A 23,852-nucleotide genomic window follows, 5' to 3' on the forward strand; every position below is an offset into this window, starting at 1 on the left:
GGAGGCATATATGGGAAAATACGATTTTGATAAGCAGATTGATAGACGAGGCAGCGGTTCTTTAAAGTGGGATGTGGCTGAAAACGAGCTTCCTATGTGGGTGGCTGATATGGATTTTCAGGCTGCTCCTGAGATTAGAGAGGCTCTTAGTGCAAAAATAGAGCACGGTGTTTTTGGCTATTCTGATTTAGTTCCAGAGTGGTATAGTGCTTATCAAAATTGGTGGAAGAATCGCCATAATTTTACAATCCAAAAGGATTGGCTGGTTTTCTCCACAGGTGTAATTCCATCTCTTTCTTCGATTGTTAGAAAGCTTACTACACCAAATGAAAAGGTTATCCTACAGACGCCGGTTTACAATATTTTCTTTAACAGCATTGTAAATAACGGCTGTAAGCCTCTTGAGAATCCATTGAAATATGAGAATGGAGAGTATTCAATGAACTTTGAGGACCTAGAGGAAAAGATGGCTAATCCACAGGCTACTCTTATGTTTTTGTGTAACCCACAGAACCCAGCATCTAAAATCTGGGATAGAGAGACTTTGGCAAAGGTGGGTGAGCTTGCCAAGAAATACGGGGTAGTTGTTGTTTCAGACGAGATTCACTGCGATATTACAGCCCCTGGTACTGAGTATATTCCATTTGCATCAGTATCTGAGGATTGCGCGATGAACAGCATTACCTGCATTGCACCTACTAAGGCATTTAATATTGCTGGACTGCAGACATCAGCTGTTTTTTCTGCTAATCCTTTCCTTAGACACAAGGTTTGGAGAGCACTTAATACTGATGAGGTTGCAGAGCCAAATGTATTTGCTCAGGCTGCTACAATTGCTGCCTTTACTAAGGGGGCAGATTGGCTTGATGAGATGCGTCAGTATGTATTTGAAAATAGAAAGATAGTCGAGGATTATGTGGCAAAGGAGATCCCTGGTATTTCTGTTGTTAAGGGGGATGCTACATACCTAGTTTGGATTGATATTAAATCACTTGGCAAATCAAGCGATGAGGTGGCTCATTTCATCAGAAAGGAAACAGGATTATATATCACCGAGGGTATTGAATATGGTGAGGCCGGCAGATACTTCCTTAGAATGAATGTTGCCTGTCCAAAAGCTACTCTTATGGATGGACTAGAACGCTTGAAAGCAGGAATAAACATGATTAACGCTCATTAATTAATATTGTGTGAACAACTATTAAAAATAAGACCCTAGCGCTTGCTAGGGTCTTACCTATTTAACTATTCAACTTTGTGTATGAAATTAAGTTGGTCTAGTCGCTTCATATAGGTGCTGAGGCGCTCGTAAAGAGGCTCTGCTTCATCACCGAATTTATCGTGGACTAGAAGGCCTATGTCATAGATGCTGCGCTTGCCATCGATAGAAGAGAAGATAAAACTTCCAAGTCCTTCTAAAGTGATATGGCTAACAGCCGGCTTTTTGAAAAACTTCTGAGCTATACGATTGGTAAAGCCCTTATTTTCCATTTCTACAACTACCTGTCCGGATTCATTTAAAGTCCAGGACAAGTCTTCTTTTATCATATAAACATAATCAAGATAGTTATTATTTTTCATTTGTTTTCTTTGTTGCTGACTTATAAATAGCAGCTGTTATGCCTACTAACACAATGATAGCTGGAAGGTTTACTAAAAGACCATTTACAAAATTATATACTCCACTTCCGCCGAATGGTGAAGCGATAGCTGTTGCAATATTATGAGATAAGTTTGTATATGGCTCAAGTGTAAATCTAGAAATATTAATCACATTAGTAATGCCTGTTACTGTAAGGATAGCAAGTAATACACCTACGATACCCTCACCAGCGATAAGACCTGAGCAGAAGAGGATACCCTTTCCTGACTCATCGTTCTGAGCACCGAACTTCTTGTCAGCAAACTTTCTGATGAGACCACCAATCATGATTGTTGAAGAAAGCTCAAGTGGAAGGTAGAGACCGATTGAAACAGGAAGTGCTGCAATACCAAGGATTTCAACAACGATTGAAATAAATGCACCGATGAAAATAAGTGCCCATGGAAGCTTGCCGTTCATAACACCTTCGATGATCATCTTCATCATTGTAGCCTGTGGAGCTGCAAGAGCATCTGAACCAAAGCCATATGCTGAATCAAGAAGAATCATAACACCACCGATAGCAAGAGCTGCTGCGATAGTACCGAAGATCTCACCGATCTGCTGCTTCTTAGGTGTAGCACCAAGGATGTAACCTGTTTTTAAATCCTGTGAAGTATCACCAGCCATACATGCTGCGATACAGATAACAGAACCGATTGCGATAGCACCCTGCATACCGTGTACGCCTGTGTCGCCAAGAACCTTAAGGATGATTGTTGCAATAAGGATAGTAGCGATTGTCATACCTGAAACTGGGTTGTTTGAGCTACCTACAAGACCAACCATACGTGAGCTTACGGCACTGAAGAAGAAACCGAAGATTACGATGATGATTGCACCAACTAATGTAACAGGTACTGCAGGTACAAGCCAGATTGCAAGGATAAGTAAAAGGATTCCGCCAAGTACTACGCGGATATCTAAATCAAGAGCTGTACGCTCGCTAGAAGTCTGACCAGCTGTCTTGATGCTCTTGATAGAAGCTACGAAAGTTCTAACAATAAGTGGAAGTGTCTTGATCAAGCTGATGATACCAGCTGAAGCAACGGCACCAGCACCGATGTACTTGATGTAGTTAGACCAGATTGCTGCAGCACCGCTTGTAGCATAAAGCTCAGCTACTGAAACGCTTGCAGGATACATAACGATGTCACCACCGAATGTAACGATTGCTGGGATAAGTACGAACCATCCAAGAACACCACCGGCAAACATGTAAGCAGAAATCTTAGGTCCGCAGATATAACCTACAGAAACAAGAGCAGGATAAACCTCTGCTGAGAATTCTGTTTTAAGTGCCTCAAGCTTAACTGTGAATACGCTCTGGATAGCAACGAGACCATCAACTACGAATTTAACAATAGCACCGATTCCCATACCAAGGAATACTGCCTTAGCAGAAGAACCACCTTCCTCACCGGCAAGAAGAACCTCTGCACAAGCTGTTCCTTCTGGATAAGGAAGAACACCGTGCTCCTGTACAATAAGTGCGCTACGAAGTGGTACCATGAAGAATACTCCAAGTAAACCACCGAAGAGGGCGATTACTGTAATAGTAACAAGTGAAGGAGTGTCCATTACACCTTCCTTTGCCCAAATGAAAAGTGCTGGCATTGTAAAGATTGCACCAGCTGCAAGTGACTCGCCGGCTGAACCGACTGTCTGTACCATGTTACTCTCAAGGATTGAATCCTTTCTCATGATAACACGGATAACTGCCATTGAAATAACGGCTGCTGGGATAGATGCAGATACTGTCATACCTACACGAAGTCCCAAATAAGCATTCGCTGCACCGAAGATAACGGCTAAGAGGATACCCATGATTATAGATGTAGGTGTCATCTCTGGTGTTATTTCACTGGCAGGAATATAAGGTTTGAATTCCTCATTCATGTCATATACTCTCCTTTATTTTTAAATATCGGTTTAAATTATACCGACACTTTAAAGTGTTTGCAATTTGATGTATTAAAGCGCTAAAGCAAAACTTAAATTCACATTTGAGAAATATGACTCAAACCCGCGAAAAAATCACGAAAAGTTCACAATTAAAAAGTGGACTTTTCAGGGCCTAGAGGGTAATATAAAACATGTTCGTGACGACATAATAAATGTAGGGTAAAAAGTCGTCTTAGACGGACATGTAACAAAAGTAGGGCTTATTAATTGAATAGGGGAGGCACGAGAATGACAGTAGGTGAGATCATTACTTGCACAGGACCAGAAGATTTGTACAGAAAAGCTGAGGACTTGCTTCTGAGTGGTATCAAGACAGTGTTTGTTGCGCGAAACACTCTCAAGATCGTAAGCATGCCAGCTTCAGATAAATTGGGTTCATCAAATATTACTGTATTGCAAAAGAAATCATTAAGCATAGCCTAAAGAAAAAGAGTGATGGAAACATCACTCTTTTTTACTTATGCTAGTATTAAATTACGTTGAGCTTAAGTCTGTTGTAGTCTCGCTCCTCAAGAAGGTCTAAAATGCGACGGGCTCTAGAGTACTGAGTTCTGTTGATGGAGATAATGCATACCTTGTTGGCTCCATTGTAAATTCTGCGTCTAAAGAAAGGAACCCTGCGCCATGACTTAGTGAAAGCAACTGACTGCTCTAAAAGCAGCTCAGAGGTTCTGTTAGATACGATTCTATTAGTGGTTCTACAAAGGACCACATCATTTCCGATATTCTTTGAAAGTTTTGGCTTTTTATTCATATGTCCTGTCCTTTAGTTTAAATGAATGTCTATTTTTTTCCCCATTGAATTGGCAACCTTCACCAGAAAATCCAGGGATGGATTGTATTTGCCGCTCTCCATACGGGATATGTTGGACTTTTTGGTGCCGGCTATGTCAGCCAGTGCTGACTGAGTCATATTAAGCTGGTGGCGGGTGTCACGAAGCTCCTTAGCGATGGAATTACGAGCCGCTAAAGCCTGGGGCGTGACAACTCCATCTGAATATCGATTCTTCATGGCATACCTCAGTTTTATATTATTAAGTTATCATATATGATAACACAAGACAATAGTATTCACAACAAAAACATCCTTTTTTTAATAGGTGGAATGTACTATAATCTTTACTGAGATATTTTTTAATTTTTTAAATAGAAAGAGGTTTTAATATGTACGATTTAACAGGAAAAACAATTGTAGAAATCAAAGATTATGTTAATTCCCTCAGCAACGAGGAGTTAGATAAGTTTATAGAAGAAGTTGATTTTGCAGATTATGATTTTGATCTTGAGGCTATTGACTTACTTACAAGTTCTAGACTTTACGATTACATTCAGTATTCACACGGCGGAGAGGCTGAGATTACTTTCGACTAAAATTTTGACTTGAATCATTTGATGTGGAGGTTGTTATGGTTTCTAAGAAAAAGAAATTTGGTGCATTTATATTTGCAGTGATTTTTTCTATAGCTATAGTAGGTGGCATTTTTGGAGTTTGTTATTACAAGGGGATAGTTTCATATCCTTGGCAGATTAAGAATGTTACCTCTGCTGATAATACCATCGCTTTCTCTAAGGAAGAGACAGTTTCAGAACCAGAGGAAGTAGTAGTGGAGGAGAAGCCAGAGGTTAAGCCTAGTGTAGAGACAGAGGAGACTAAGCCAGAGCCTGAGACTACTGTAGAGGAGCCAGAGACCACTGAAGAAGAACAGGATGTTGATTTTAATTCATTGCTTTCAGAGGATGGCATTGCTAATACTGGTGTGAAACTGGACTATTACGGTGCACTTTCTGTATCAGATGGCAAGCTTGTAGACTCACATGGCAAGGAAGTACAGCTTACTGGTATCAGTACCCACGGAATCAATTGGTTCCCTGAGTTTGCTGCACCTGAGACTATTGCAAGCCTTAGAAACAATTTTGGAATCAATGTTATCCGTCTTGCTATGTATACTAGCGATTACAACGGATACTGTGTTGGTGGCAGTGACAATCAAAAGGATTTGATGGATAAAATTTGTAGCGCAGTTGATGCTGCTACAGAGAATGATATGTATGTAATCATTGATTGGCATACATTAAACGATGAGAATCCTAACACATACAAGGCAGAGTCTATACAGTTCTTTGGCGAGATGGTTCGCAAATATAAGGGTAATGACAATGTAATATACGAAATCTGCAACGAGCCTAATGGTGATACTACATGGTCAGATATTAAATCATACGCTAAGGAAGTTATCCCAGTAATCAGAAACGTAGATTCTGATGCTGTTATTTTGGTGGGCACACCTGAGTGGTCTAGTGACTTAGAGTCAGTTCAGGATGATCCGCTTAATTTCAAAAATATCATGTATACATATCATTTCTATGCAGCAAGCCACAAGGATGACGCTAGAGCGGAGCTTGAGAGCGCCCTTGAGGCAGGCCTTCCAGTGTTCATTTCCGAGTATGGACTTGTGTCTGCAGATGGCAACGGAAGTGTTGACACTAAGGAAGCAAAAAAATGGTATGACCTTATAGACGAGTATAAATTATCATCATGTATCTGGAATCTTTCCAACAAGGATGAGGGCTCAGCTCTCATTAGCGCAGATTGCCAGAGTACATTAGATTGGAAATACGAGGACCTTTCAGATGAGGGCAAGTATTTCTTCGACAAACTTTCAGAGGGGAACAAAACAGGAAATGACAACTAACGAGAAAATTGCAAAGCTCAGAGAATTAATGAGTGGAAGAGGGATTGATATGTATCTTATCCCTACAGATGACTTCCATTCTTCAGAATATGTTGGAGAACATTTTAAGGCTCGCAGCTTTATTACAGGATTTACAGGTTCTGCTGGCACAGCAATTATAACTAAGACAGAGGCACACCTTTGGGTTGATGGACGCTATTTCGTTCAGGCTGCCAAGCAGATAGCTGATTCAGAGATTATTCTTGAGAGAATCGGTGAGCCAGGTGTTCCAGAAATAGATGAATTCATCGAAAAACATTTTGAAGAGGCAGGTTGCCTTGGATTTGACGGCAGATGTGTTTCTGCTAAAAACGCTGCTAAGTATTATGATATTGCAACTGAAAAGCAGGGTACACTTTTTACAACAGAGGATTTGGTAAATATCATTTGGGAGGATAGACCAGAGCTTCCAAAGGCTACTACTTGGGTGCTTGAGGATGAGTACTCAGGAGAGAGCATGCAGGCTAAGATATACCGCATCCGAGACAAGATGAAAAAGAAAAAGGCTGATGCACACCTTATTTCAAGCCTTTATGATATAGCATACATTTTAAATATCAGAGGAAATGACATTGAAAATGTTCCTGTATTTTTGTCTTTCCTTCTTATTACAGACGATAGTGTAATTCTATTTACAGACACAACTAACTGGCCTGAGGAGGTTATGAGTTATCTCAATGACAATAGCGTCAAGCTCTATCCTTACAATATGGTATATCACTATATGCAGAGTGCTGATATGGCTGACAGAAGAGTTCTTCTTGATGAGAGCCTTATTAATTACAACATTGTCAAGGAACTTAAGGGCTCAGCTAAAATCATCGATGGTAAGAACCCATCTGAGCTTATGCGTGCTATTAAGAATGAGACAGAGATTAAGAATACTAAAATAGCTCATATTAAGGATGGCGTTGCCTGCACAAAGGCAATTAAATACATCAAGGAAAATATTGGCAAGGTGCCAATGACAGAGATTACTGCTTCTGATTATTATGAAGCTAGAAGAAGAGAGCAGGAGAATTTCCTGGATCTTTCATTTGGTACAATCTCTGCCTATGGCGGCAATGCTGCTATGATGCACTATAGCGCTAAGCCGGGTTCAGAGGCTACTCTTAAGCCAGAGGGATTCTTACTTGTTGATTCAGGAGCACACTACCTTGAGGGTACTACTGATATCACTCGTACAATTGCTCTTGGACCACTTACTCAGCAGATGAAGGAGTACTATACTGTAGTGCTTCGTTGCCATTTGAGACTTCTTGCTGCTAATTTCCCTAAGGGTGTTACAGGAGCCAACTTAGATGTGCTTTCACGTGGACCTGTTTGGGATATGGGACTTGATTATCGCTGTGGTACAGGTCATGGTGTTGGACATATTTTAAATGTTCACGAGGGACCTAATAATTTCCGTTGGAGAGTACCAAAGGGACAGAATGCTGCAGAGCTTGTGCCAGGTATGATTACAACAGATGAGCCAGGTCTTTATATAGAGGATGGATTTGGCATCCGAATTGAAAATGAGCTTCTTTGCGTAGCTGGTGAGACTACAGAGTACGGCGACTTCCGTCACTTTGAGGCAATCACATATTGCCCAATCGATCTTGACCCAGTTATACCTGAGATGATGACAGAGGCAGAGAAGAAGACTCTCAACGATTACCATGCCATGGTTCGTGATACTCTTAAGCCATACCTTACTGATGAGGAATATGCATGGTTGGTTAGTGAGACTAGAGATATATAAAGCAGCTTTTAGCTGTAACGAACATGGTTTATAGAGGATGATGATATGAAGTTACTTTTAATGGATGGTCACAGCATCTTAAATAGAGCTTATTATGGATTACCAGACTTAACAAATAGCGCCGGAGAACACACCGGCGCCATTTTTGGTTTTCTTAATATGATGTTTAAATTTATCGAGGATGAGCAGCCAGATAATTTTGCTGTTGCCTTTGATGTACATGCGCCTACATTTAGACACAAGATGTATGACGCTTACAAGGGAACGAGAAAGCCTATGGACCCTGAGCTTAGGGAGCAGGTGCCTCGTATTCAGGAGATTCTCAAGGCTATGGGAGTTCCTGTAATCACAATGGAAGGCTGGGAGGCTGATGACATCCTAGGTACACTTTCTCGCATAGGCCAGGAAAAAGGTATGGATGTGACAATTGTCTCTGGAGATAGAGACTTGCTCCAGCTTGCCACAGATAAAATAAAGATTTCTATCCCAAAGACCAAAAAGACAGGTACAGAAATAGAGAACTATTTTGCTAAGGATTTTGAGCAAGCTTACGGAGTTACTCCAAAACAATACATAGACGTAAAGGCTCTTATGGGAGATTCATCTGATAATATTCCAGGAGTTGCAGGTATTGGTGAGAAGACAGCCTTTAAGTGGATTGCTCAGTATGGTTCTATCGAAGAGTGCCACGCTCATGTTTCAGAGATGAAAAAGGCTAAGGTAGTTGATAATTTTATAGAGCAGTGGGATACAGCAGTTCTTTCCAAGGAGCTTGCCACTATCAATCTCAACGCGCCAATAGAATTAGAAGAGGGCTCTACAAAGCTTGGCAATCTATTTACCGAAGAGGCATATTTGCTCTGTAAGAGATATGAGCTTAAAAAGCTTCTTCCTAGATTTGAAAATACAGATACAGCAAGTGTTACAGACAACACTGCTGATAGCTTTAAGCGTGTCAATGATTTCTCAGAAGTAGAGACATTCTTTGAGGATATTAAAAAGACAGGTAAGGCCTTTATTGGTGCCAGCATTATGGCAGGGGATGATAAGGTGATTCGCGGAGCAGCACTTTCTGACGGAGAGAGCACTGTTTACGTAGAATGTCAGGGATTTATTTCTGCAGATTATCTGTGCCACAAGTTAATGGAAATTTGCAAGGCTGGTGTGAGACTGTGCTTTTGGGATTTGAAAAATGTAATGCACCTGATTACTAATATTTTGTCAGATGATGAGAAAAAGGCAGTAATGGAAAAGGGCGGCAAGTCCCAGATTTTCCCTAACGCAGTGGATGTTTCAGTTGCAGCTTACCTTCTTAATCCTACTAAAAAGGAATACACAGCTGATGATGTAGCAAATGAGATGCTTGGAATTATCATTCCAGCAGCAGCTGATTTATTTGGCAAGAAAAAGCTGAAGGACGCTCTTTTAGATGATAGCTTACTTGAGGCTGTTACCACCTATGCTTGCTACGAGGCTTACGTTGCATATGGGGCCTTTGAAAAGGTGATGGCAGAGATCGAAGCAGCTGGCATGGGTCATATATTTACAGATATTGAGATGCCACTTCTCTATACTCTTTTTGATATGGAGATTCAGGGCATCGCCATGGACAAGGAAGCATTGGCTCAGTTCAGTCAGAAGCTTTCCACCAGAATAGAGGAGCTTGAAAAGGATATATACGCCCAGGCTGGTGAGGAATTTAACATCAATTCTCCTAAGCAGCTTGGTGTGATTTTGTTTGAGAAAATGGGAATAGAGGGAGGCAAGAAGACCAAGACTGGTTATTCTACTGCAGCAGATGTGCTTGAGGAGCTGGCTCCTGCCAACCCAATCATTGGTAGCATCCTAGAGTATAGACAGCTTGCAAAGCTTAAGAGTACATATGCAGATGGATTGCAGCCATGTGTTGGCGAAGATGGCAGAGTTCACTCTACTTTCATGCAGACAGTTACTGCCACAGGACGCATCAGTTCTATCGAGCCAAACCTTCAAAATATTCCTATTAGAATGGAGCTTGGCAAGGAAATCAGAAGAGTATTTTATCCAAAGGATGGATGTGTGTTCTTAGATGCGGATTATTCTCAGATTGAGCTGAGAGTGCTTGCGCATATGTCAGGGGATGACAATCTTATCGGAGCTTTTAAGGCAGGACAGGATATTCATCGTTCCACTGCATCACTTGTATTTAACACTCCATTTGATCAGGTTACTGACTTACAGCGCCGCAGCGCCAAGGCTGTTAATTTTGGAATAGTGTACGGTATCAGCGCATTTGGTCTTGCTAAGGATATTGGAGTTGGACGCAAAGAGGCACAGGAATATATAGATAATTATCTTAAGGCATACCCTAAGATGCATACATTCCTTGAAGGACTCAAGTCAAGTGCCAAGGAAAAGGGCTATGCAGTCACACTTTATGGAAGACGTCGTCCGGTTCCAGAACTTAACTCATCTAATTTTATGAACAGACAGTTTGGTGAGAGAGTGGCTATGAATTCTCCTATACAGGGAACTGCAGCTGACATTATCAAAATCGCCATGGTCAAGGTTCATGACAGACTTTTGGCAGAGGGACTTAAGTCCAAGCTCTTGCTTCAGGTTCACGATGAACTTCTAGTTGAAACATATATCGACGAGCAGGAAAAAGTGGAATCTGTTATTAGAGAAGAGATGGAAAATGCAGCTGAGCTTTCTGTTAAATTAGAGATAGATATGAATGAAGGCTCTAACTGGCTGGAGGCTCATTAAAAGCAAGTGATTTCTGCAACTTGATTGCAGAAACGCTTGCCACAGCAGGCCCATTGCCGCAGGCAATTTGCATGGGCCTAGCTTTCCCGTATGCAGGAGTAATGTATGTATTTTATAGGTATAACCGGAGGCGTAGGTGCTGGCAAGAGCACAGTGCTTACCCTTCTTAAGGAAAATTTCAACTGCAAGGTACTGCTGGCTGATGAGGTTGCGGCCCAGCTTATGACACCAGGACACCAGTGCTTTGACAGAGTTGTGGCACTGGGCTGGCCGGAGAGCATTTTAGATGCTCAGGGTCAAATAGACAGACCTAAGATGGCTAGGTTTATGTTTGAGGATAATGACTTAAGACAGCAGGTCAATTCTATTGTTCATCCCGCAGTGGAGGCTGAAGTACTAAATCAGGTAGAATGTGAGCGGCACAGGCACAATATAGAGTACTTTTTCTTTGAGGCTGCATTGCTCATAGAATGTGGTTATGGTAAACTTGTGGATGAGATGTGGTATGTTTTTGCCACCGTTGAAATCAGAGAAAAGCGTCTTATGGAATCCAGAGGGTACTCTAAGGAACGCATTGCAAATATGATTGCGTGTCAGCGAAGCGATGAGAGTTTTAGAGCTAATTGCGATTTTGTCATCGACAATAGTGGTAGCCCACAGGAGACATTAGAGCAGCTTAGAAAATATATTAAGTCTAAAGGGGACTAAGTTTATGGAGAAGAAAGATATCGTTTTTGGTCTAGATATTGGTACTAGAAATGTTATTGGTACTGTAGGATATTTAGATGGCGAGGAATTTCACGTAATTGCCCAGAATCTTAAAGAACATGATACCAGAGCTATGCTTGATGGTCAGATTCATGATATCGGCAGAGTAGGAGCCACTTGTGAAGAGGTTAAAAAGGAGCTTCAGGAGCAGACAGGTCTTACTCTTTCAGAAGTATGTATAGCTGCCGCTGGTCGTGTACTTCGTACAATTACAACTCACGTGGAACTTGAGTTTCCTGAAGAGACAGTTGTTACTGGAGAGGATTTGCATACCCTTGATATGCTTGGCATTGAGCAGGCAGGCAAGGAGATTAAGGGCGATGAAGACAATAAATACAAGTTTTTCTGCGTAGGATATTCTACAGTTAAATACTATTTAAATGGAGACCCATTTTCATCTCTTGAGGACCACAAGGCTGACGTTATCGGAGAGGATATTATTGTTACCTTCCTTCCTGAGGATGTTGTAGATGGTCTTTATTCTGCAGTTGGCAAGGCTGGACTTTCAGTTGCCAACCTTACACTGGAGCCTATTGCAGCTATTAATGTGGCTATTCCACAGAATTTCAGAATGCTTAATATTGCTCTTATTGATGTGGGAGCAGGTACATCTGATATCTGTGTGACTAAGGACGGCAGCATTATTGCTTATGGTATGATTCCTATGGCTGGAGACGAACTTACCGAGGTGCTTGTGCACGAGTTCCTTGTTGACTTCGCCACAGCGGAGACAATAAAGCGTGCATCAACTGAGGGTGGAGATATTACTTATGAGGATATCATGGGCATTTCTCACACTATTAAGTCAGAGGATGTTTGGAAGCTTACAGACCCAATCATGAAAAAGATTGCTGCAGAGGTTGCTGCTAAAATTAAGGAGCTCAATGGCGACAAGTCAGTTTCAGCAGCATTCGTAGTAGGCGGTGGCGGCAAGATTCATGGATTTACAGATGCTCTTGCTGATGAGCTTAAGATAGTTAGCGAGCGTGTGGCTCTTCGAGGAGAAGAGGTTATGAAAAATATCATTTTTGAGCAGGATGATATTAAAAAGGATTCTCTTCTTGTTACACCAATCGGAATCTGCTTGAATTACTATGAGACCAAGAACAACTTCATCATGATTCACTTCAATGGAGAGATGATGAAGCTCTATGATAATGGACAGCTTACAATTGTGGATGCTGCTATGCAGGCAGGATTTTCTGCTGAACAGCTTTTCCCACGTCGTGGTCGAGAGATTAATTTCACAGTCAATGGCGTATCTCGAATGATTCGCGGTACAGAAGGGGAGTCAGCAGTTGTCAAGATGAATGGCAAGCCAGTTGGCATCAATACACCTCTTGAGTTCAATTGTGATATTGAGCTTACTCCATCTACTGTTGGAGCAGGAGGCAATGGAACAATAGCTGATTTGGCTGAGTTCACAACTGAGTATCTCTACTTTACAGTGTGCGGTCACAGAGTTAAGTGTCCTAAGTTTGTTGAGGTTAATGGTTCTATGGAGCCACCTACATACTCTGTAAAAGAGGGAGATGTTATTGAGACTCGTCCATTCTATACAGTAGGCCAGTTGGCTGAGTTTATGGATGTTAATGTAGATGAGCGTTACGAGATTTTGGTTAACAACCGCCCATCTAGCTTGGATTCTCTTGTATACGAGAATTTTGTTATCGATTGGACAACAACTACTCCAGTTGCCTTTGGAGACTATGAGGCAGAAGAAGGTGAGGGCCTTCCAGAGGACTTTGTTCCAACAGAGCCTGAGACTGTCTCAGACGTACATACTAAGATGAAAGATGAGCTTCTTGATATGCCTGTTACAATCAACGGCAAAAAGGTAACTCTTAAGGGCAAAAAGGAGTACATCTTCGTAGATATATATAATGTAATTGATTTTGACCCAAGCGAAAGCAATGGTCGTTCACTAATCACTATGATTAATGGACAAAAATGTGGATACTCTGACACACTTCAGGAAAATGACGAAGTGGAAATCAGATGGTCTTCTTTATAAAACAAAGGATTTTAGGTAATGGATTTTTTTAGTATTGCAAGTGGTAGCAGCGGAAATTGTATTTGTGTTGGAGATGACAGCACTCATGTAATGATAGACGCTGGAATTTCTGGAAAGCGCATTGAGGCAGGTATGAATCAATATGATTACACCACAGCTGATATGGCGGGGCTACTTGTCACCCATGAGCACTCTGACCATGTGGCAGGGCTTGGAGTGATTTCCAGAAAATATCACATCCCAATCTATGCAACTGCTGGTACCATTAGGGCAATACGTTCTATGAAAAGCCTCGGAGCTATTGATGACACACTTTTTCATGTTATCAAGGCTGATGAGGATTTCTCTATAGGTAGTCTAAATATTCACCCTTTTAAGATTAGCCATGATGCTGCAGATCCAGTTGCATATCGTATAGAAAATACTAAATCTAAGGTTGCAGTCTGCACTGACTTAGGTTATTATGATGGCTATATTGTTGAAAATTTAACAAATCTGGATGCTATGCTTTTGGAAGCAAATCACGATATTCATATGCTTGAGGTGGGGGCTTACCCATATCCGCTCAAGCAACGAATCCTTGGAAAATACGGACATCTTTCAAATGAAGCCAGTGGTCAGTTGCTTAGTCAGGTGCTTCATGACAATATTAAGCATATATTTTTAGGGCATCTCAGCCATGAAAATAATTACCCTGATTTAGCTTATGAGACAGTTCGCCTTGAGGTTACCATGGACAAGGCGACACCATATTCAGGCTCAGATTTCGACATTACTGTGGCTTCCCGCTCGGAGGTATCCGAACGCGTAATCGTATAATATGTAACTATGTGAGTAAGTTGGTAGATAACAATTGTTGACCTCGTCAGTAGGTAGCAAGCTCTTAGATTTCTCAAGGGAATCGTTTTAGATGACCGGAGAAATACTAAGGCTTGTTGCCGTAACTGACAAGTAGGTCAAGGCTTGTTATCGTAACCAACGTAGTATAGAAAGGGAAAAAAATGGAAAACAAAGTTATTATTACTGTAGTTGGTAAGGATACTGTAGGTATCATTGCTCGTATTTGTACTTATTTGGCTGAAAATGGTGTGAATGTACTTGATATCACACAGACAATTGTTCAGGGATTCTTCAACATGATGATGATTGTTGATATTGAAAAAGCTACAAAGAACTTTGGTGATATTCAGAAGGATTTAGAGAGCCTTGGCAACGAAATCGGAGTTCAGGTAAAGGCACAGAAGCAGGCAATCTTCGACGAAATGCACCGTATTTAATTTACATGGGTGCAACTTTCCCGTATTCACTATAAGGAGTAAATTTTCATGGTAACTTTAAAAGAGGTAATTGAGACTAATAAGATGGTGGAGGAGCAGACTCTTGATGTCCGCACAATCACCATTGGTATAAGCCTTCTTGAGTGCATTGACTCAGATCTTAAGAAGGTTAATGAAAATGTATATAACCGCATCACTACTGTAGCTAAGGATTTGGATAAGGTAGCTAAGGAAATCGAAAGAGACTACGGTATTCCTATTGTTAACCGCCGTATTTCAGTTACTCCTATTGCTCTTATCGGTGGTGCTGCTTGCAAGAAGCCGGAGGATTTCGTTACACTTGCCCATACTCTTGATAAGGCAGCTGAGGCTGTTGGAGCTAATCTTATCGGTGGTTATTCTGCTCTTGTTTCAAAGGGTATGACTACAGCAGATGAGATGCTTATTCGTTCAATTCCACAGGCTCTTTGCGAGACTGAGAGAGTTTGTAGTTCAGTTAATTTAGCTTCTACTAAGACAGGTATCAACATGGATGCTGTTCGTCTTATGGGAGATATTCTTCTTCAGGTTGCAGACCGTTCAAAGGACAGAGATTCTGTTGACTGTATGAAGCTTGTTGTATTCTGTAATGCTCCAGACGACAATCCATTTATGGCTGGTGCATTCCACGGTGTTACTGAAGCAGATGCTATTATTAACGTCGGTGTTTCAGGCCCAGGTGTTGTTAAGAAGGCTCTTGAAAAGGTTAGAGGAGAGAATTTTGAGGTTCTCTGTGAGACAATCAAGAAGACTGCTTTCAAGGTAACACGTGTTGGACAGCTTGTTGCTCAGGAAGCATCTAAGCGTCTTGGTATTCCATTTGGTATTATTGATCTTTCCCTTGCACCTACTCCAGCAATCGGAGATTCGGTAGCAGATATTTTATGTGAAATCGGTCTTGAGTATGCAGGTGCTCCAGGTACTACAGCTGCTCTTGCTATGCTTAATGATCAGGTTAAGAAGGGCGGCGTTATGGCTAGCTCTTATGTAGGTGGTCTTTCAGGTGCTTTCATTCCTGTTTCAGAAGATCAGGGTATGATTAATTCTGTTGAGGCTGGTGCAATCACACTTGAGAAGCTTGAGGCTATGACTTGTGTTTGCTCAGTAGGACTTGATATGATTGCTATTCCTGGTGATACTCCAGCAACTACAATTTCAGGTATGATTGCTGATGAGATGGCACTTGGTATGGTTAATCAGAAGACTACAGCTGCAAGACTTATTCCAGTAATTGGCAAGACTGTTGGTGATACAGTAGAGTTTGGTGGATTATTTGGCTATGCACCAATCATGCCAGTTAATAAGTTCTCTTGCGCCGACTTTGTTAACAGAGAGGGACGTATTCCAGCTCCAATCCATTCATTTAAAAATTAAAAAATTTTTAGACGACCGGTTAACTGGTCGTCTTTTTTTGATATAATAGGGATGTGTGCATTGCAATTACAATTTTGTTGTGAGAATACAATAGATTATGGCAGGCCATAATTATGAATAGTAACTGTTTATTCACAATTGATGGCAAGGGGTTTGCTATAATTTATATGATTAAATAGTAGGGGCTATAAATAATGAGTAAAATTTCAAAGGCTAGGCTTATGATGATTGCCACCATTGCAGGTGGTATTCTTGTAAACGTTGTTTTTGCATTCTTGGCTTCTAGACTCAATTTTCCCATTTATTTAGATGTTATAGGGACTATTGGAGTTGCCTTTACAGCAGGCGCTCTACCAGCTTTGATTGTGGCAGTGTTTACAAATCTTTTTTGCGGCATTTTTGATGGTATGGCTATGTACTATACCTTAATTAGCATGTTTATAGCTATTATTTCTTCATACTATAGTACAGATAGAGATAATAAAAAAATTTCTAACATAATCAAATTTACATTTCTAATTGGTCTTCTTGGAGGCGTTCTTGGAGCAAGTATTCAATTATTGCTTCTTGGTGAGCCTGAGTTTGCATCAGTTTCAGATGCATGTGATCTGCTTACTTCTTCTATTGGGACTAATTACTATTTCAACTTTTTCCTTTTGAATTCAGGACTGAATATTGTGGACAAGGGTATTGCTGTTTTTGTGGTACTTTCAATAGTCAAATTTCTTCCGGCTAAAAAAGTAAACACACTTAGAAATCTCGGTTGGAAGCAGAGACCTCTTTCTAGGGAGACAATGAGAAAATATGGAGCTTTAAGCAAGAAAAGCGGAAAGCTTCAGAGAAGATTCACAAGACTTCTTGTGGGAGCAGCGGTAGCTATCACTATTGTCATGGTATTAATTAGTATGAGCATTTATTTTGAGCATACTAAAAAGGAATATACTCTAAATGCTCACGGAGCTGTACGTCTAGCGGCAACTGAAATAGATGTACACAGAATCGAAGAATTCTCTAAGCGTGGACAGGAAGCTAAGGGCTATGAGGAGGCAAAACTTCGCCTTACTGCCGTTAAAAACAACTATCCAGGAATTGAGCATCTATACGTCTACATTATTAGGGAAGATGGATTACAGGTTGTATTTGATGTAAATGATTTGGAAGAAACTGAGGATTCCTTTGGAAAAGTGATTCCTTTTGAAGAGGCATTTGTTCCATATATTGATAGGCTTTTGGCAGGAGAGGAAATTCAGGATATCCAGTCCGGTCATACATTTGGATGGCAAAATACTATCATGCATCCAGTGGAAGATGCTGACGGAGTCACAAGATGTTATGTGAGAGCAGATGTTTCCATGGATATTATTTCCGATTTCATTAAGGAGTACTTGATTAGGATTGTGCTGATTTTTACTGGCTATTTAGCTGTAATATTGGCTATTGGTCTATGGGTTTCCAGATATTATCTTGTTCATCCTATTAATGCTATGGTTGATTGTACCAATAGTTTTATGTATGAAATGGATAATCAGGCTGTTCTTCAGGACAATGTTAAGAAAATCAAGAGACTTAAGATTAAAACAGATGACGAGCTTGAAAATCTTTATAATGCTCTCTGCAAGATGACGGAGGATACTGCCGAGCAGGTCAATGATATTCGCTATCAAAACCAGACTATTAACCAGATGCAAAATGGTCTTATTGTGACTATGGCAGACATGGTGGAAAATCGTGATGCTGATACTGGTTATCATATTCAAAAGACTGCAGACTACGTAAGGATTATCCTAGAGGGACTTAAGAAAAAGGGCTACTATGAAGGTAAGCTCACTCCGAAATTTATGAGTGATGTGGTAATGTCTGCCCCACTTCATGATATTGGCAAGATTAACATCTCAGACACTATATTAAATAAGCCGGGTAAGCTTACTCCTGAGGAGTATGAGATTATGAAGACTCACACTACAGCTGGCAAGAACATTATGGAGAAGGCGATTAATACAGTTAAGGGTGAAAACTACCTAAAAGAGGCTAGGAACATGGCTGCATATCACCATGAGTGGTGGGATGGAAATGGATATCCAGAAGGGCTAAAGGGACAGGTGATTCCCCTTTCTGCCAGAGTAATGGCTGTGGCAGATGTGTTCGATGCTCTTACTTCAAAGCGTATATACAAGGAAGCAATGTCTTTTGAAGAGGCTATCGATATCATCAAGCAGGAATCAGGGACTCATTTTGATCCAAAGTGTGTAGAAGTATTTGCAGAGGCAGAGGAAGAGATTAGGTTAGTACTTAGAAGATATCAAGAGGACTGACATAAGAGGGACTAAAGGGGGATTCATATGATGAACAAAAAGTTTGCTAAATATATCGGGGCATTAACGCTGGCCATGGGACTAACCATGGGCAGCTTTGTTGCTTTTGCTGATGACACCCCTGAGACTGTGGAGGTGGCACGAGATGGAGGCGGATATGCGGCATCTAAGCAAATATTTGGGGAAGGTTATACAGCACAGCTATATGATGCAAACAATGGAATGCCTACATCAGATGCCAGCTGCATTTTGGCAGATAAAGATGGCTATATTTGGATAGGAAGTTATAGCGGAATTATCAGATATGATGGAACCAATTTCGTTAGAATGGATTCTTCAAAGGGTCTAACCAGTGGCAAGATTCTTTTTGAAGATAAGTCAGGTAAAATTTGGGTTGGAACAAATGATAACGGTGTGGTTGTAATAGATGGGGAAGATACTAAACGTTACACCTATAAAGAGGGACTTCCTTCATCTTCAATTCGTGGTTTTGCAGAGGATAAAAATGGGACCATATATATAGCAACAACTGGCGGAATCTGCTACCTACAAGAGGATGGCACTCTCAATGTGATGGAGGATGAAGCCTTTAAGAATTGCTATATCAATAGAATTTACTGCACTAGACAAGGCCAGATTGTTGGAGCTACAAAAAACGGAGAGCTGTTCTTAATTAGAGATAAAAAACTGGTCGCATTTAAAGATGGAGAAAGTCTTGGAGTAGGAAAGGTTACCTCTGTCTATGCGGATGATAATGCTGAGGATTTTATATACGTAGGTAACGACCAGGGAAAAGTATATGCTGGCGATTTCAGCACAGATGGAACTATTTTTGATATTAACACAGAGCTGGATGTTTCACCTGCTCTTAATGTAAGTTGGATTTCTAGAGAATGTGAGACTATTTGGGCAATTGCTGATGACAAGGTAGGGTATTTTGATCCAAGAGGCAAGTACAGATTAGTGGAACATTTGCCAATAGACAGTTCCATTGAGATGGTGGAGTCTGACTATCAGGGCAATCTTTGGCTAGTATCCACAAGGCAGGGTGTGGCTAAGATTGTAACAAACAATTTCCAAGACATAACTGATATGGCAGGCTTTGAACCGGAGGTTGTTAACGCCACATGCTTATACAGGGATAACCTATATGTTGGCACAGACAAGGGACTTCGAATAATTGATATCAAACGAATGGAGCCAGTGGAAAATGAGCTGACTGAGTATATTGGAGATACAAGAATTCGCTGTATTTTAAGAGATTATTGGGATGACCTTTGGATTTGTTGCTATAACAATGCAAAGGGACTAGTTCATTATTCCAAAGATGGAGTCATTACAAATTTCAATGAAGAAAATGGCTTTATTAGTGATGGAGTTCGATGTGGAACTCTGGCGGCTGACGGGCGAGTTATAGTTGGCACCAACAAGGGTGTTGCAATTATGAGAATGGGTCAGCTGGAGAAGACCATAACAGAGGAAAACGGTATGGACAATATCGTTATTCTCACAGTTGAAGAGGGATTCGATGGAGAAATACTTGTGGGCACCGATGGCGGTGGCATGTATAGTGTGGTTGATGGTAAGGCAAAAAAGATAACCAGAGAAGATGGTCTTACTTCAGATGTAATTCTTAGAATAAAAAGGGATGAGAAGCGAGACATATATTGGATTATTACTTCAAATTCAATTCAATATATGAAGGATGGAGTTGTATACGAAATCAAGAATTTCCCTTACTCAAACAACTTTGATATTTATTTAGATTTAGAGGATAATGCGTGGGTTTTAGCCTCAAACGGAATATATTGCGCTAATGCAAATGACATGATTCAGAAGGAAACTTTTGAATATCAATTCTACAATAGTGACACAGGTCTTACAAGTGTCCCAACAGGAAATTCATTTAGTGAGTTGGATGCTGGAAATCTGTATATAGCAGGTCGAAGTGGCGTAAACAAAGTATACATTAATAACTTCTCCCGTCATACTGGAAGAATTAAAGTGGCAGTAAAAAGTATAGTGGTGGATGATCAGGAGATTAAACCGGATGAAAATGGTACCTATGTGATTCCTTCCACAAGTGGGCGTATTCAGATTAATGCATCCATTGTTAATTACAATCTGTCCAACCCATTGATTCATATGTATCTTGAGGGTGATGAGGATTCAGGTATTACGGCCAATCAATCAGATATGTCAGCTCTTGAGTATACAGGCCTTAAATACGGAGATTACAAGCTTCATATTCAGGTTCTAGATGAAAGCAACGGCACTTTATATCAGGATGAAGTATTTTTGATTGAGAAACAGCCGAAACTTACAGAGCTAATGGTGTTTAGGGTCCTTATAGTTGCTCTTATTGCAATAGTGGTAGGCGTATTTGTATGGAGAATCATGACTGGAACCGTTATTCGTAGACAGTACCGAGAAATTCAGGCTGCCAAGGCAGAGGTGGAGAAGGCCAACTCTGTAAAGTCACGATTCCTTGCCAATATGTCTCATGAAATTAGAACACCTATAAATACCATTATGGGTATGGATGAAATGATGATGCGTGAGGATGCTAGTGAAATACCCCAATCTTATCACAAGGCCATGATGAATTATGCTTCTGGTATTAAGTCAGCCTCAGAATCGCTTTTGAAGTTAATCGATGATGTACTTGATATGTCACGAATCGAATCTGGAAAGATACATCTTGTTGAACAGGATTACAATCTGGAAGAGGAAATTCGTAACATGATAAAAATGATACGTACAAGGTGCGATCAGAAGGGACTGCTTTTCAATATTGATGTAGATGATAGGTTGCCAAGAGGCTTGTATGGAGATATTGGGAAATTAAAACAGATTAATTTAAACCTCCTTTCTAATGCTGTAAAGTACACTAAAAAGGGAAGTGTTACCTTTAAGGTGGGACTTGAGGATTTGGATGGAGATAGCTGCATCATTAAATTTGCCGTAAAGGATACTGGAATTGGAATTAAAAAGGAGGATATTTCCAAGGTATTCGAGGCCTTTGAGCGACTGGACGAGGAAGAAAATAGTGGAATACAAGGAGCAGGTCTTGGCCTTGATATATCACGCCAGTTTACAAAGCTTATGAAAGGTGACTTGAAATGTACCAGTGTCTATGGCGAAGGCTCTGAGTTTACACTTATTGTTTATCAGAAGGTTGTGGATGCCACACCAATCGGTAGATTTGTTGAACAAAAGGAAGAATATAAGACTGGTTCTTACAAGCCACAATTTATTGCACCGGATGGAGCAGTTCTGGTGGTTGACGATAATTCCATGAATCTTGCTGTAATCAAGGGACTTTTGACATCGACTAAAATGTTTATATCCACAGCTCGCTCAGGTGAGGAATGTCTAGACAAATTAAAATCTACCAACTTCAATGTGGTGTTACTTGATCACTTTATGGAAGGCATGGATGGTGTTGAAACTATGGCTAAAATCAGGGATAGATATCCGGATTTGCCGGTGTTTGCAATCACAGCTAATACAGAAGCTGGAGGCGAGGAGTTCTACCTATCAAAGGGATTTACCGGATATTTTTCAAAGCCTATAGATGGTCAGTTGCTTGAAAAGACAATTAGAAAATATTTGCCTGATGATATCGTGGAGGATATGGTACAATAAGTCCAATTAGGCATACAAGGAGAATAATAAATGCAATTTCCAGCTTTTTTGAAAGAAAATGGAACTATAGGACTTGTGGCACCATCCTTTGGATGTTCAGATGAGCCATACAAAAGCTGTATGGATGCAGCTGTTTTACGTTTTAAAAATATGGGCTACAAGCTTGTAGAAGGACCTAACTGTAGAAAAAATGATGGTATAGGAATTAGCTCTACACCTGAAAACTGTGGCAAGGAGCTGACAGATTACTATGTGAGTTCGGACAATGACATGCTTATAGCATGTGGTGGTGGAGAGCTCATGTGTGAGACTCTAGACTATGTGGATTTTGATGCTATAAAATCAGCAAACCCTAAGTGGTATATGGGCTACTCCGACAATACCAATTTTACATTTTTATTAAATACCATTTGCGATACAGCATCCATCTATGGACCAAGTATCGGTGCCTTTGGACAGGAGAATTTGCATCAGGCCTTGGTAGATACAATTGATGTTTTTACCGGAAAAAAGCAGAGGGTCACAGGCTATGATTCCTTTGAAATTGAATCTCTAAAAGATGAGGAGCATCCTTTTGTTCCATACAATCTTACGGAGAAAAAGGAACTTAGACTTTTTATGGGCGAGTCTGAAGTCAATCGTCTTCCGGAGTTTAAGGGAATTATCACCGGCGGCTGTCTGGATTGTCTGGCTAATTTAGTTGGCACCAAATATGACAATGTTGCTGCTTTTAATGAAAAATATAAGGAAGTCATCTGGTTTGTGGAGGCCTGTGATTTGAATACAATGTCCATTCGAAGGGCTCTATGGAATCTAGATAGAGCAGGTTGGTTTAAGAATGCTGCTGGATTTATTATTGGCCGTCCTCTTGCGGCATGGAAGCAGGATCTTATGGGGCTTGACCAGTACAAGGCGGTGACGGCAATTCTTGGCAAATATGGCAAGCCTATAGTAATGGATGCTGACGTGGGACATCTGGCACCAGCTATGCCAATTATCTCTGGAGCATATGCTACTGTTACGGCTGATACCAATATAGCCATAGATTTTACTTTGAAATAAACTGTGATACCACTAGTAATAAGAATTCATTCTTATGCTGGTGGTTTTTTCTTGTAAAATTAAGGGTAAAAGGGTAAGATAAATAAGATTGGATAATTATAAATAATTTTAGGAGAGAATATGAACGAGGATTACATTTTCGAGGAGGAAGATGAGGTAAAAGTACCACCTGAACCCACATCTTCTTACGTCCCAGTAGGACCTCCAGAGACAAAGAAAGGACTGGCTGTTGCAGCTTTTGTCTTAGGTGTTATTTCATTGATATGTTTCTTATTTATGTTTAATATTCTGACTGGAATAGCGGCCATTATTCTTTCGATTGTTTATCTGGTGTTTTATAAAGGTAAGGAAGGAAAGCTACTGGCGATTATTGGGTTGATTTGCGGGATACTTAGCATAGTTTTGCTGGTGGTTTCCCTTATTCTGATTGGTGCCAATATAGACAATTTAAGCGGTGTATTATTAGAATACATGATGCTGTAAGAAGAATAATTCGATGCATTCGTTGCAGATAATATAGATATAAT

19 protein-coding genes are annotated in these 23,852 nt (G+C 40.5%); 15 read left to right on the plus strand and 4 right to left on the minus strand.

What is annotated here, in order from left to right; all coding sequences use genetic code 11:
* The first annotated feature begins 10 nt into the window (after nucleotides 1–10).
* Nucleotides 11–1,180: a MalY/PatB family protein gene (locus tag F0Q01_RS12030; protein WP_090489334.1), complete on the plus strand. Its 1,170-nt coding sequence runs from the start codon at nucleotides 11–13 to the stop codon at nucleotides 1,178–1,180.
* A 65-nt stretch (nucleotides 1,181–1,245) separates the two neighbouring features.
* Here the strand turns inward: F0Q01_RS12030 and F0Q01_RS12035 are convergent, their stop codons facing one another.
* A complete protein-coding gene (locus F0Q01_RS12035) occupies nucleotides 1,246–1,581 on the minus strand; it encodes a PqqD family protein (protein WP_090489332.1) in 336 nt (111 codons plus the stop codon).
* On the minus strand, nucleotides 1,571–3,541 hold the full coding sequence (locus F0Q01_RS12040) for an OPT family oligopeptide transporter (protein WP_242941882.1): 1,971 nt from the start codon (nucleotides 3,539–3,541) through the stop codon (nucleotides 1,571–1,573). The genes F0Q01_RS12035 and F0Q01_RS12040 overlap by 11 nt, the downstream gene beginning before the upstream one ends.
* 294 nt (nucleotides 3,542–3,835) lie before the next feature.
* Between F0Q01_RS12040 and F0Q01_RS12045 the strand changes: the two genes are divergently transcribed.
* The gene (locus F0Q01_RS12045; RefSeq protein ID WP_090152584.1) at nucleotides 3,836–4,030 is read left to right on the plus strand and encodes a hypothetical protein; all 195 of its coding nucleotides are present in this window, start codon (nucleotides 3,836–3,838) and stop codon (nucleotides 4,028–4,030) included.
* 46 nt (nucleotides 4,031–4,076) lie between these two features.
* Here the strand turns inward: F0Q01_RS12045 and F0Q01_RS12050 are convergent, their stop codons facing one another.
* Nucleotides 4,077–4,361, minus strand: coding sequence for a hypothetical protein (locus F0Q01_RS12050; protein ID WP_090489330.1), 285 nt, complete (start codon nucleotides 4,359–4,361; stop codon nucleotides 4,077–4,079).
* A gap of 12 nt (nucleotides 4,362–4,373) precedes the next feature.
* Nucleotides 4,374–4,619 carry a helix-turn-helix domain-containing protein gene (locus F0Q01_RS12055; protein ID WP_090152578.1) on the minus strand — a complete coding sequence of 82 codons (246 nt, stop codon included), beginning with the start codon at nucleotides 4,617–4,619 and terminating at the stop codon, nucleotides 4,374–4,376.
* 152 nt (nucleotides 4,620–4,771) lie between these two features.
* Here F0Q01_RS12055 and F0Q01_RS12060 point away from each other — a divergent pair, with 152 nt between their 5' ends.
* The 13 genes from F0Q01_RS12060 to F0Q01_RS12120 all read left to right on the plus strand — a co-directional run bounded on the left by F0Q01_RS12060 (nucleotide 4,772) and on the right by F0Q01_RS12120 (nucleotide 23,808).
* On the plus strand, nucleotides 4,772–4,978 hold the full coding sequence (locus F0Q01_RS12060; protein ID WP_090489328.1) for a hypothetical protein: 207 nt from the start codon (nucleotides 4,772–4,774) through the stop codon (nucleotides 4,976–4,978).
* A gap of 35 nt (nucleotides 4,979–5,013) precedes the next feature.
* Nucleotides 5,014–6,300: a glycoside hydrolase family 5 protein gene (locus F0Q01_RS12065; protein WP_090489326.1), complete on the plus strand. Its 1,287-nt coding sequence runs from the start codon at nucleotides 5,014–5,016 to the stop codon at nucleotides 6,298–6,300.
* Entirely contained in the window at nucleotides 6,290–8,083 is a 1,794-nt protein-coding gene (locus tag F0Q01_RS12070; protein ID WP_090152569.1) for an aminopeptidase P family protein, read from the plus strand. Before F0Q01_RS12065 ends, F0Q01_RS12070 begins: the two co-directional genes overlap by 11 nt.
* 45 nt (nucleotides 8,084–8,128) lie before the next feature.
* The gene (gene polA, locus F0Q01_RS12075) at nucleotides 8,129–10,831 is read left to right on the plus strand and encodes a DNA polymerase I (RefSeq protein WP_090489324.1); all 2,703 of its coding nucleotides are present in this window, start codon (nucleotides 8,129–8,131) and stop codon (nucleotides 10,829–10,831) included.
* A 105-nt stretch (nucleotides 10,832–10,936) separates the two neighbouring features.
* Nucleotides 10,937–11,539, plus strand: coding sequence for a dephospho-CoA kinase (gene coaE / locus F0Q01_RS12080; RefSeq protein ID WP_090152563.1), 603 nt, complete (start codon nucleotides 10,937–10,939; stop codon nucleotides 11,537–11,539).
* Between the two features lie 4 nt (nucleotides 11,540–11,543).
* A complete protein-coding gene (locus F0Q01_RS12085; RefSeq protein ID WP_090489321.1) occupies nucleotides 11,544–13,613 on the plus strand; it encodes a cell division FtsA domain-containing protein in 2,070 nt (689 codons plus the stop codon).
* Nucleotides 13,614–13,631: 18 nt separating this feature from the next.
* Nucleotides 13,632–14,432 carry an MBL fold metallo-hydrolase gene (locus F0Q01_RS12090; RefSeq protein WP_090152557.1) on the plus strand — a complete coding sequence of 267 codons (801 nt, stop codon included), beginning with the start codon at nucleotides 13,632–13,634 and terminating at the stop codon, nucleotides 14,430–14,432.
* Nucleotides 14,433–14,614: 182 nt separating this feature from the next.
* Complete coding sequence (locus tag F0Q01_RS12095; RefSeq protein WP_090152555.1) at nucleotides 14,615–14,890, plus strand: ACT domain-containing protein; 276 nt, start codon at nucleotides 14,615–14,617, stop codon at nucleotides 14,888–14,890.
* A gap of 48 nt (nucleotides 14,891–14,938) precedes the next feature.
* A complete protein-coding gene (locus tag F0Q01_RS12100) occupies nucleotides 14,939–16,303 on the plus strand; it encodes a PFL family protein (protein ID WP_090152552.1) in 1,365 nt (454 codons plus the stop codon).
* 194 nt (nucleotides 16,304–16,497) lie between these two features.
* Nucleotides 16,498–18,615, plus strand: coding sequence for an HD domain-containing phosphohydrolase (locus tag F0Q01_RS12105; RefSeq protein WP_090489318.1), 2,118 nt, complete (start codon nucleotides 16,498–16,500; stop codon nucleotides 18,613–18,615).
* A 27-nt stretch (nucleotides 18,616–18,642) separates the two neighbouring features.
* On the plus strand, nucleotides 18,643–22,263 hold the full coding sequence (locus F0Q01_RS12110) for a hybrid sensor histidine kinase/response regulator (protein ID WP_090489316.1): 3,621 nt from the start codon (nucleotides 18,643–18,645) through the stop codon (nucleotides 22,261–22,263).
* Nucleotides 22,264–22,293: 30 nt separating this feature from the next.
* On the plus strand, nucleotides 22,294–23,325 hold the full coding sequence (locus F0Q01_RS12115; protein ID WP_090489314.1) for a S66 family peptidase: 1,032 nt from the start codon (nucleotides 22,294–22,296) through the stop codon (nucleotides 23,323–23,325).
* 120 nt (nucleotides 23,326–23,445) lie between these two features.
* Entirely contained in the window at nucleotides 23,446–23,808 is a 363-nt protein-coding gene (locus F0Q01_RS12120; protein ID WP_090489312.1) for a DUF4190 domain-containing protein, read from the plus strand.
* Nucleotides 23,809–23,852: the final 44 nt, after the last annotated feature.

The sequence above is a fragment of the Pseudobutyrivibrio xylanivorans genome (genome assembly GCF_010906925.1).
Taxonomy (GTDB): Bacteria; Bacillota; Clostridia; order Lachnospirales; family Lachnospiraceae; genus Pseudobutyrivibrio.

Excerpts from the sequence above, each read along its gene's own strand:
- F0Q01_RS12030 (WP_090489334.1), top strand. The coding sequence starts at position 11 with ATGGGAAAATACGATTTTGATAAGCAGATTGATAGACGAGGCAGCGGT.
- F0Q01_RS12035 (WP_090489332.1), bottom strand. The coding sequence starts at position 1,581 with ATGAAAAATAATAACTATCTTGATTATGTTTATATGATAAAAGAAGAC.
- F0Q01_RS12040 (WP_242941882.1), bottom strand. The coding sequence starts at position 3,541 with ATGAATGAGGAATTCAAACCTTATATTCCTGCCAGTGAAATAACACCA.
- F0Q01_RS12045 (WP_090152584.1), top strand. The coding sequence starts at position 3,836 with ATGACAGTAGGTGAGATCATTACTTGCACAGGACCAGAAGATTTGTAC.
- F0Q01_RS12050 (WP_090489330.1), bottom strand. The coding sequence starts at position 4,361 with ATGAATAAAAAGCCAAAACTTTCAAAGAATATCGGAAATGATGTGGTC.
- F0Q01_RS12055 (WP_090152578.1), bottom strand. The coding sequence starts at position 4,619 with ATGAAGAATCGATATTCAGATGGAGTTGTCACGCCCCAGGCTTTAGCG.
- F0Q01_RS12060 (WP_090489328.1), top strand. The coding sequence starts at position 4,772 with ATGTACGATTTAACAGGAAAAACAATTGTAGAAATCAAAGATTATGTT.
- F0Q01_RS12065 (WP_090489326.1), top strand. The coding sequence starts at position 5,014 with ATGGTTTCTAAGAAAAAGAAATTTGGTGCATTTATATTTGCAGTGATT.
- F0Q01_RS12070 (WP_090152569.1), top strand. The coding sequence starts at position 6,290 with ATGACAACTAACGAGAAAATTGCAAAGCTCAGAGAATTAATGAGTGGA.
- polA (WP_090489324.1), top strand. The coding sequence starts at position 8,129 with ATGAAGTTACTTTTAATGGATGGTCACAGCATCTTAAATAGAGCTTAT.
- coaE (WP_090152563.1), top strand. The coding sequence starts at position 10,937 with ATGTATTTTATAGGTATAACCGGAGGCGTAGGTGCTGGCAAGAGCACA.
- F0Q01_RS12085 (WP_090489321.1), top strand. The coding sequence starts at position 11,544 with ATGGAGAAGAAAGATATCGTTTTTGGTCTAGATATTGGTACTAGAAAT.
- F0Q01_RS12090 (WP_090152557.1), top strand. The coding sequence starts at position 13,632 with ATGGATTTTTTTAGTATTGCAAGTGGTAGCAGCGGAAATTGTATTTGT.
- F0Q01_RS12095 (WP_090152555.1), top strand. The coding sequence starts at position 14,615 with ATGGAAAACAAAGTTATTATTACTGTAGTTGGTAAGGATACTGTAGGT.
- F0Q01_RS12100 (WP_090152552.1), top strand. The coding sequence starts at position 14,939 with ATGGTAACTTTAAAAGAGGTAATTGAGACTAATAAGATGGTGGAGGAG.
- F0Q01_RS12105 (WP_090489318.1), top strand. The coding sequence starts at position 16,498 with ATGAGTAAAATTTCAAAGGCTAGGCTTATGATGATTGCCACCATTGCA.
- F0Q01_RS12110 (WP_090489316.1), top strand. The coding sequence starts at position 18,643 with ATGATGAACAAAAAGTTTGCTAAATATATCGGGGCATTAACGCTGGCC.
- F0Q01_RS12115 (WP_090489314.1), top strand. The coding sequence starts at position 22,294 with ATGCAATTTCCAGCTTTTTTGAAAGAAAATGGAACTATAGGACTTGTG.
- F0Q01_RS12120 (WP_090489312.1), top strand. The coding sequence starts at position 23,446 with ATGAACGAGGATTACATTTTCGAGGAGGAAGATGAGGTAAAAGTACCA.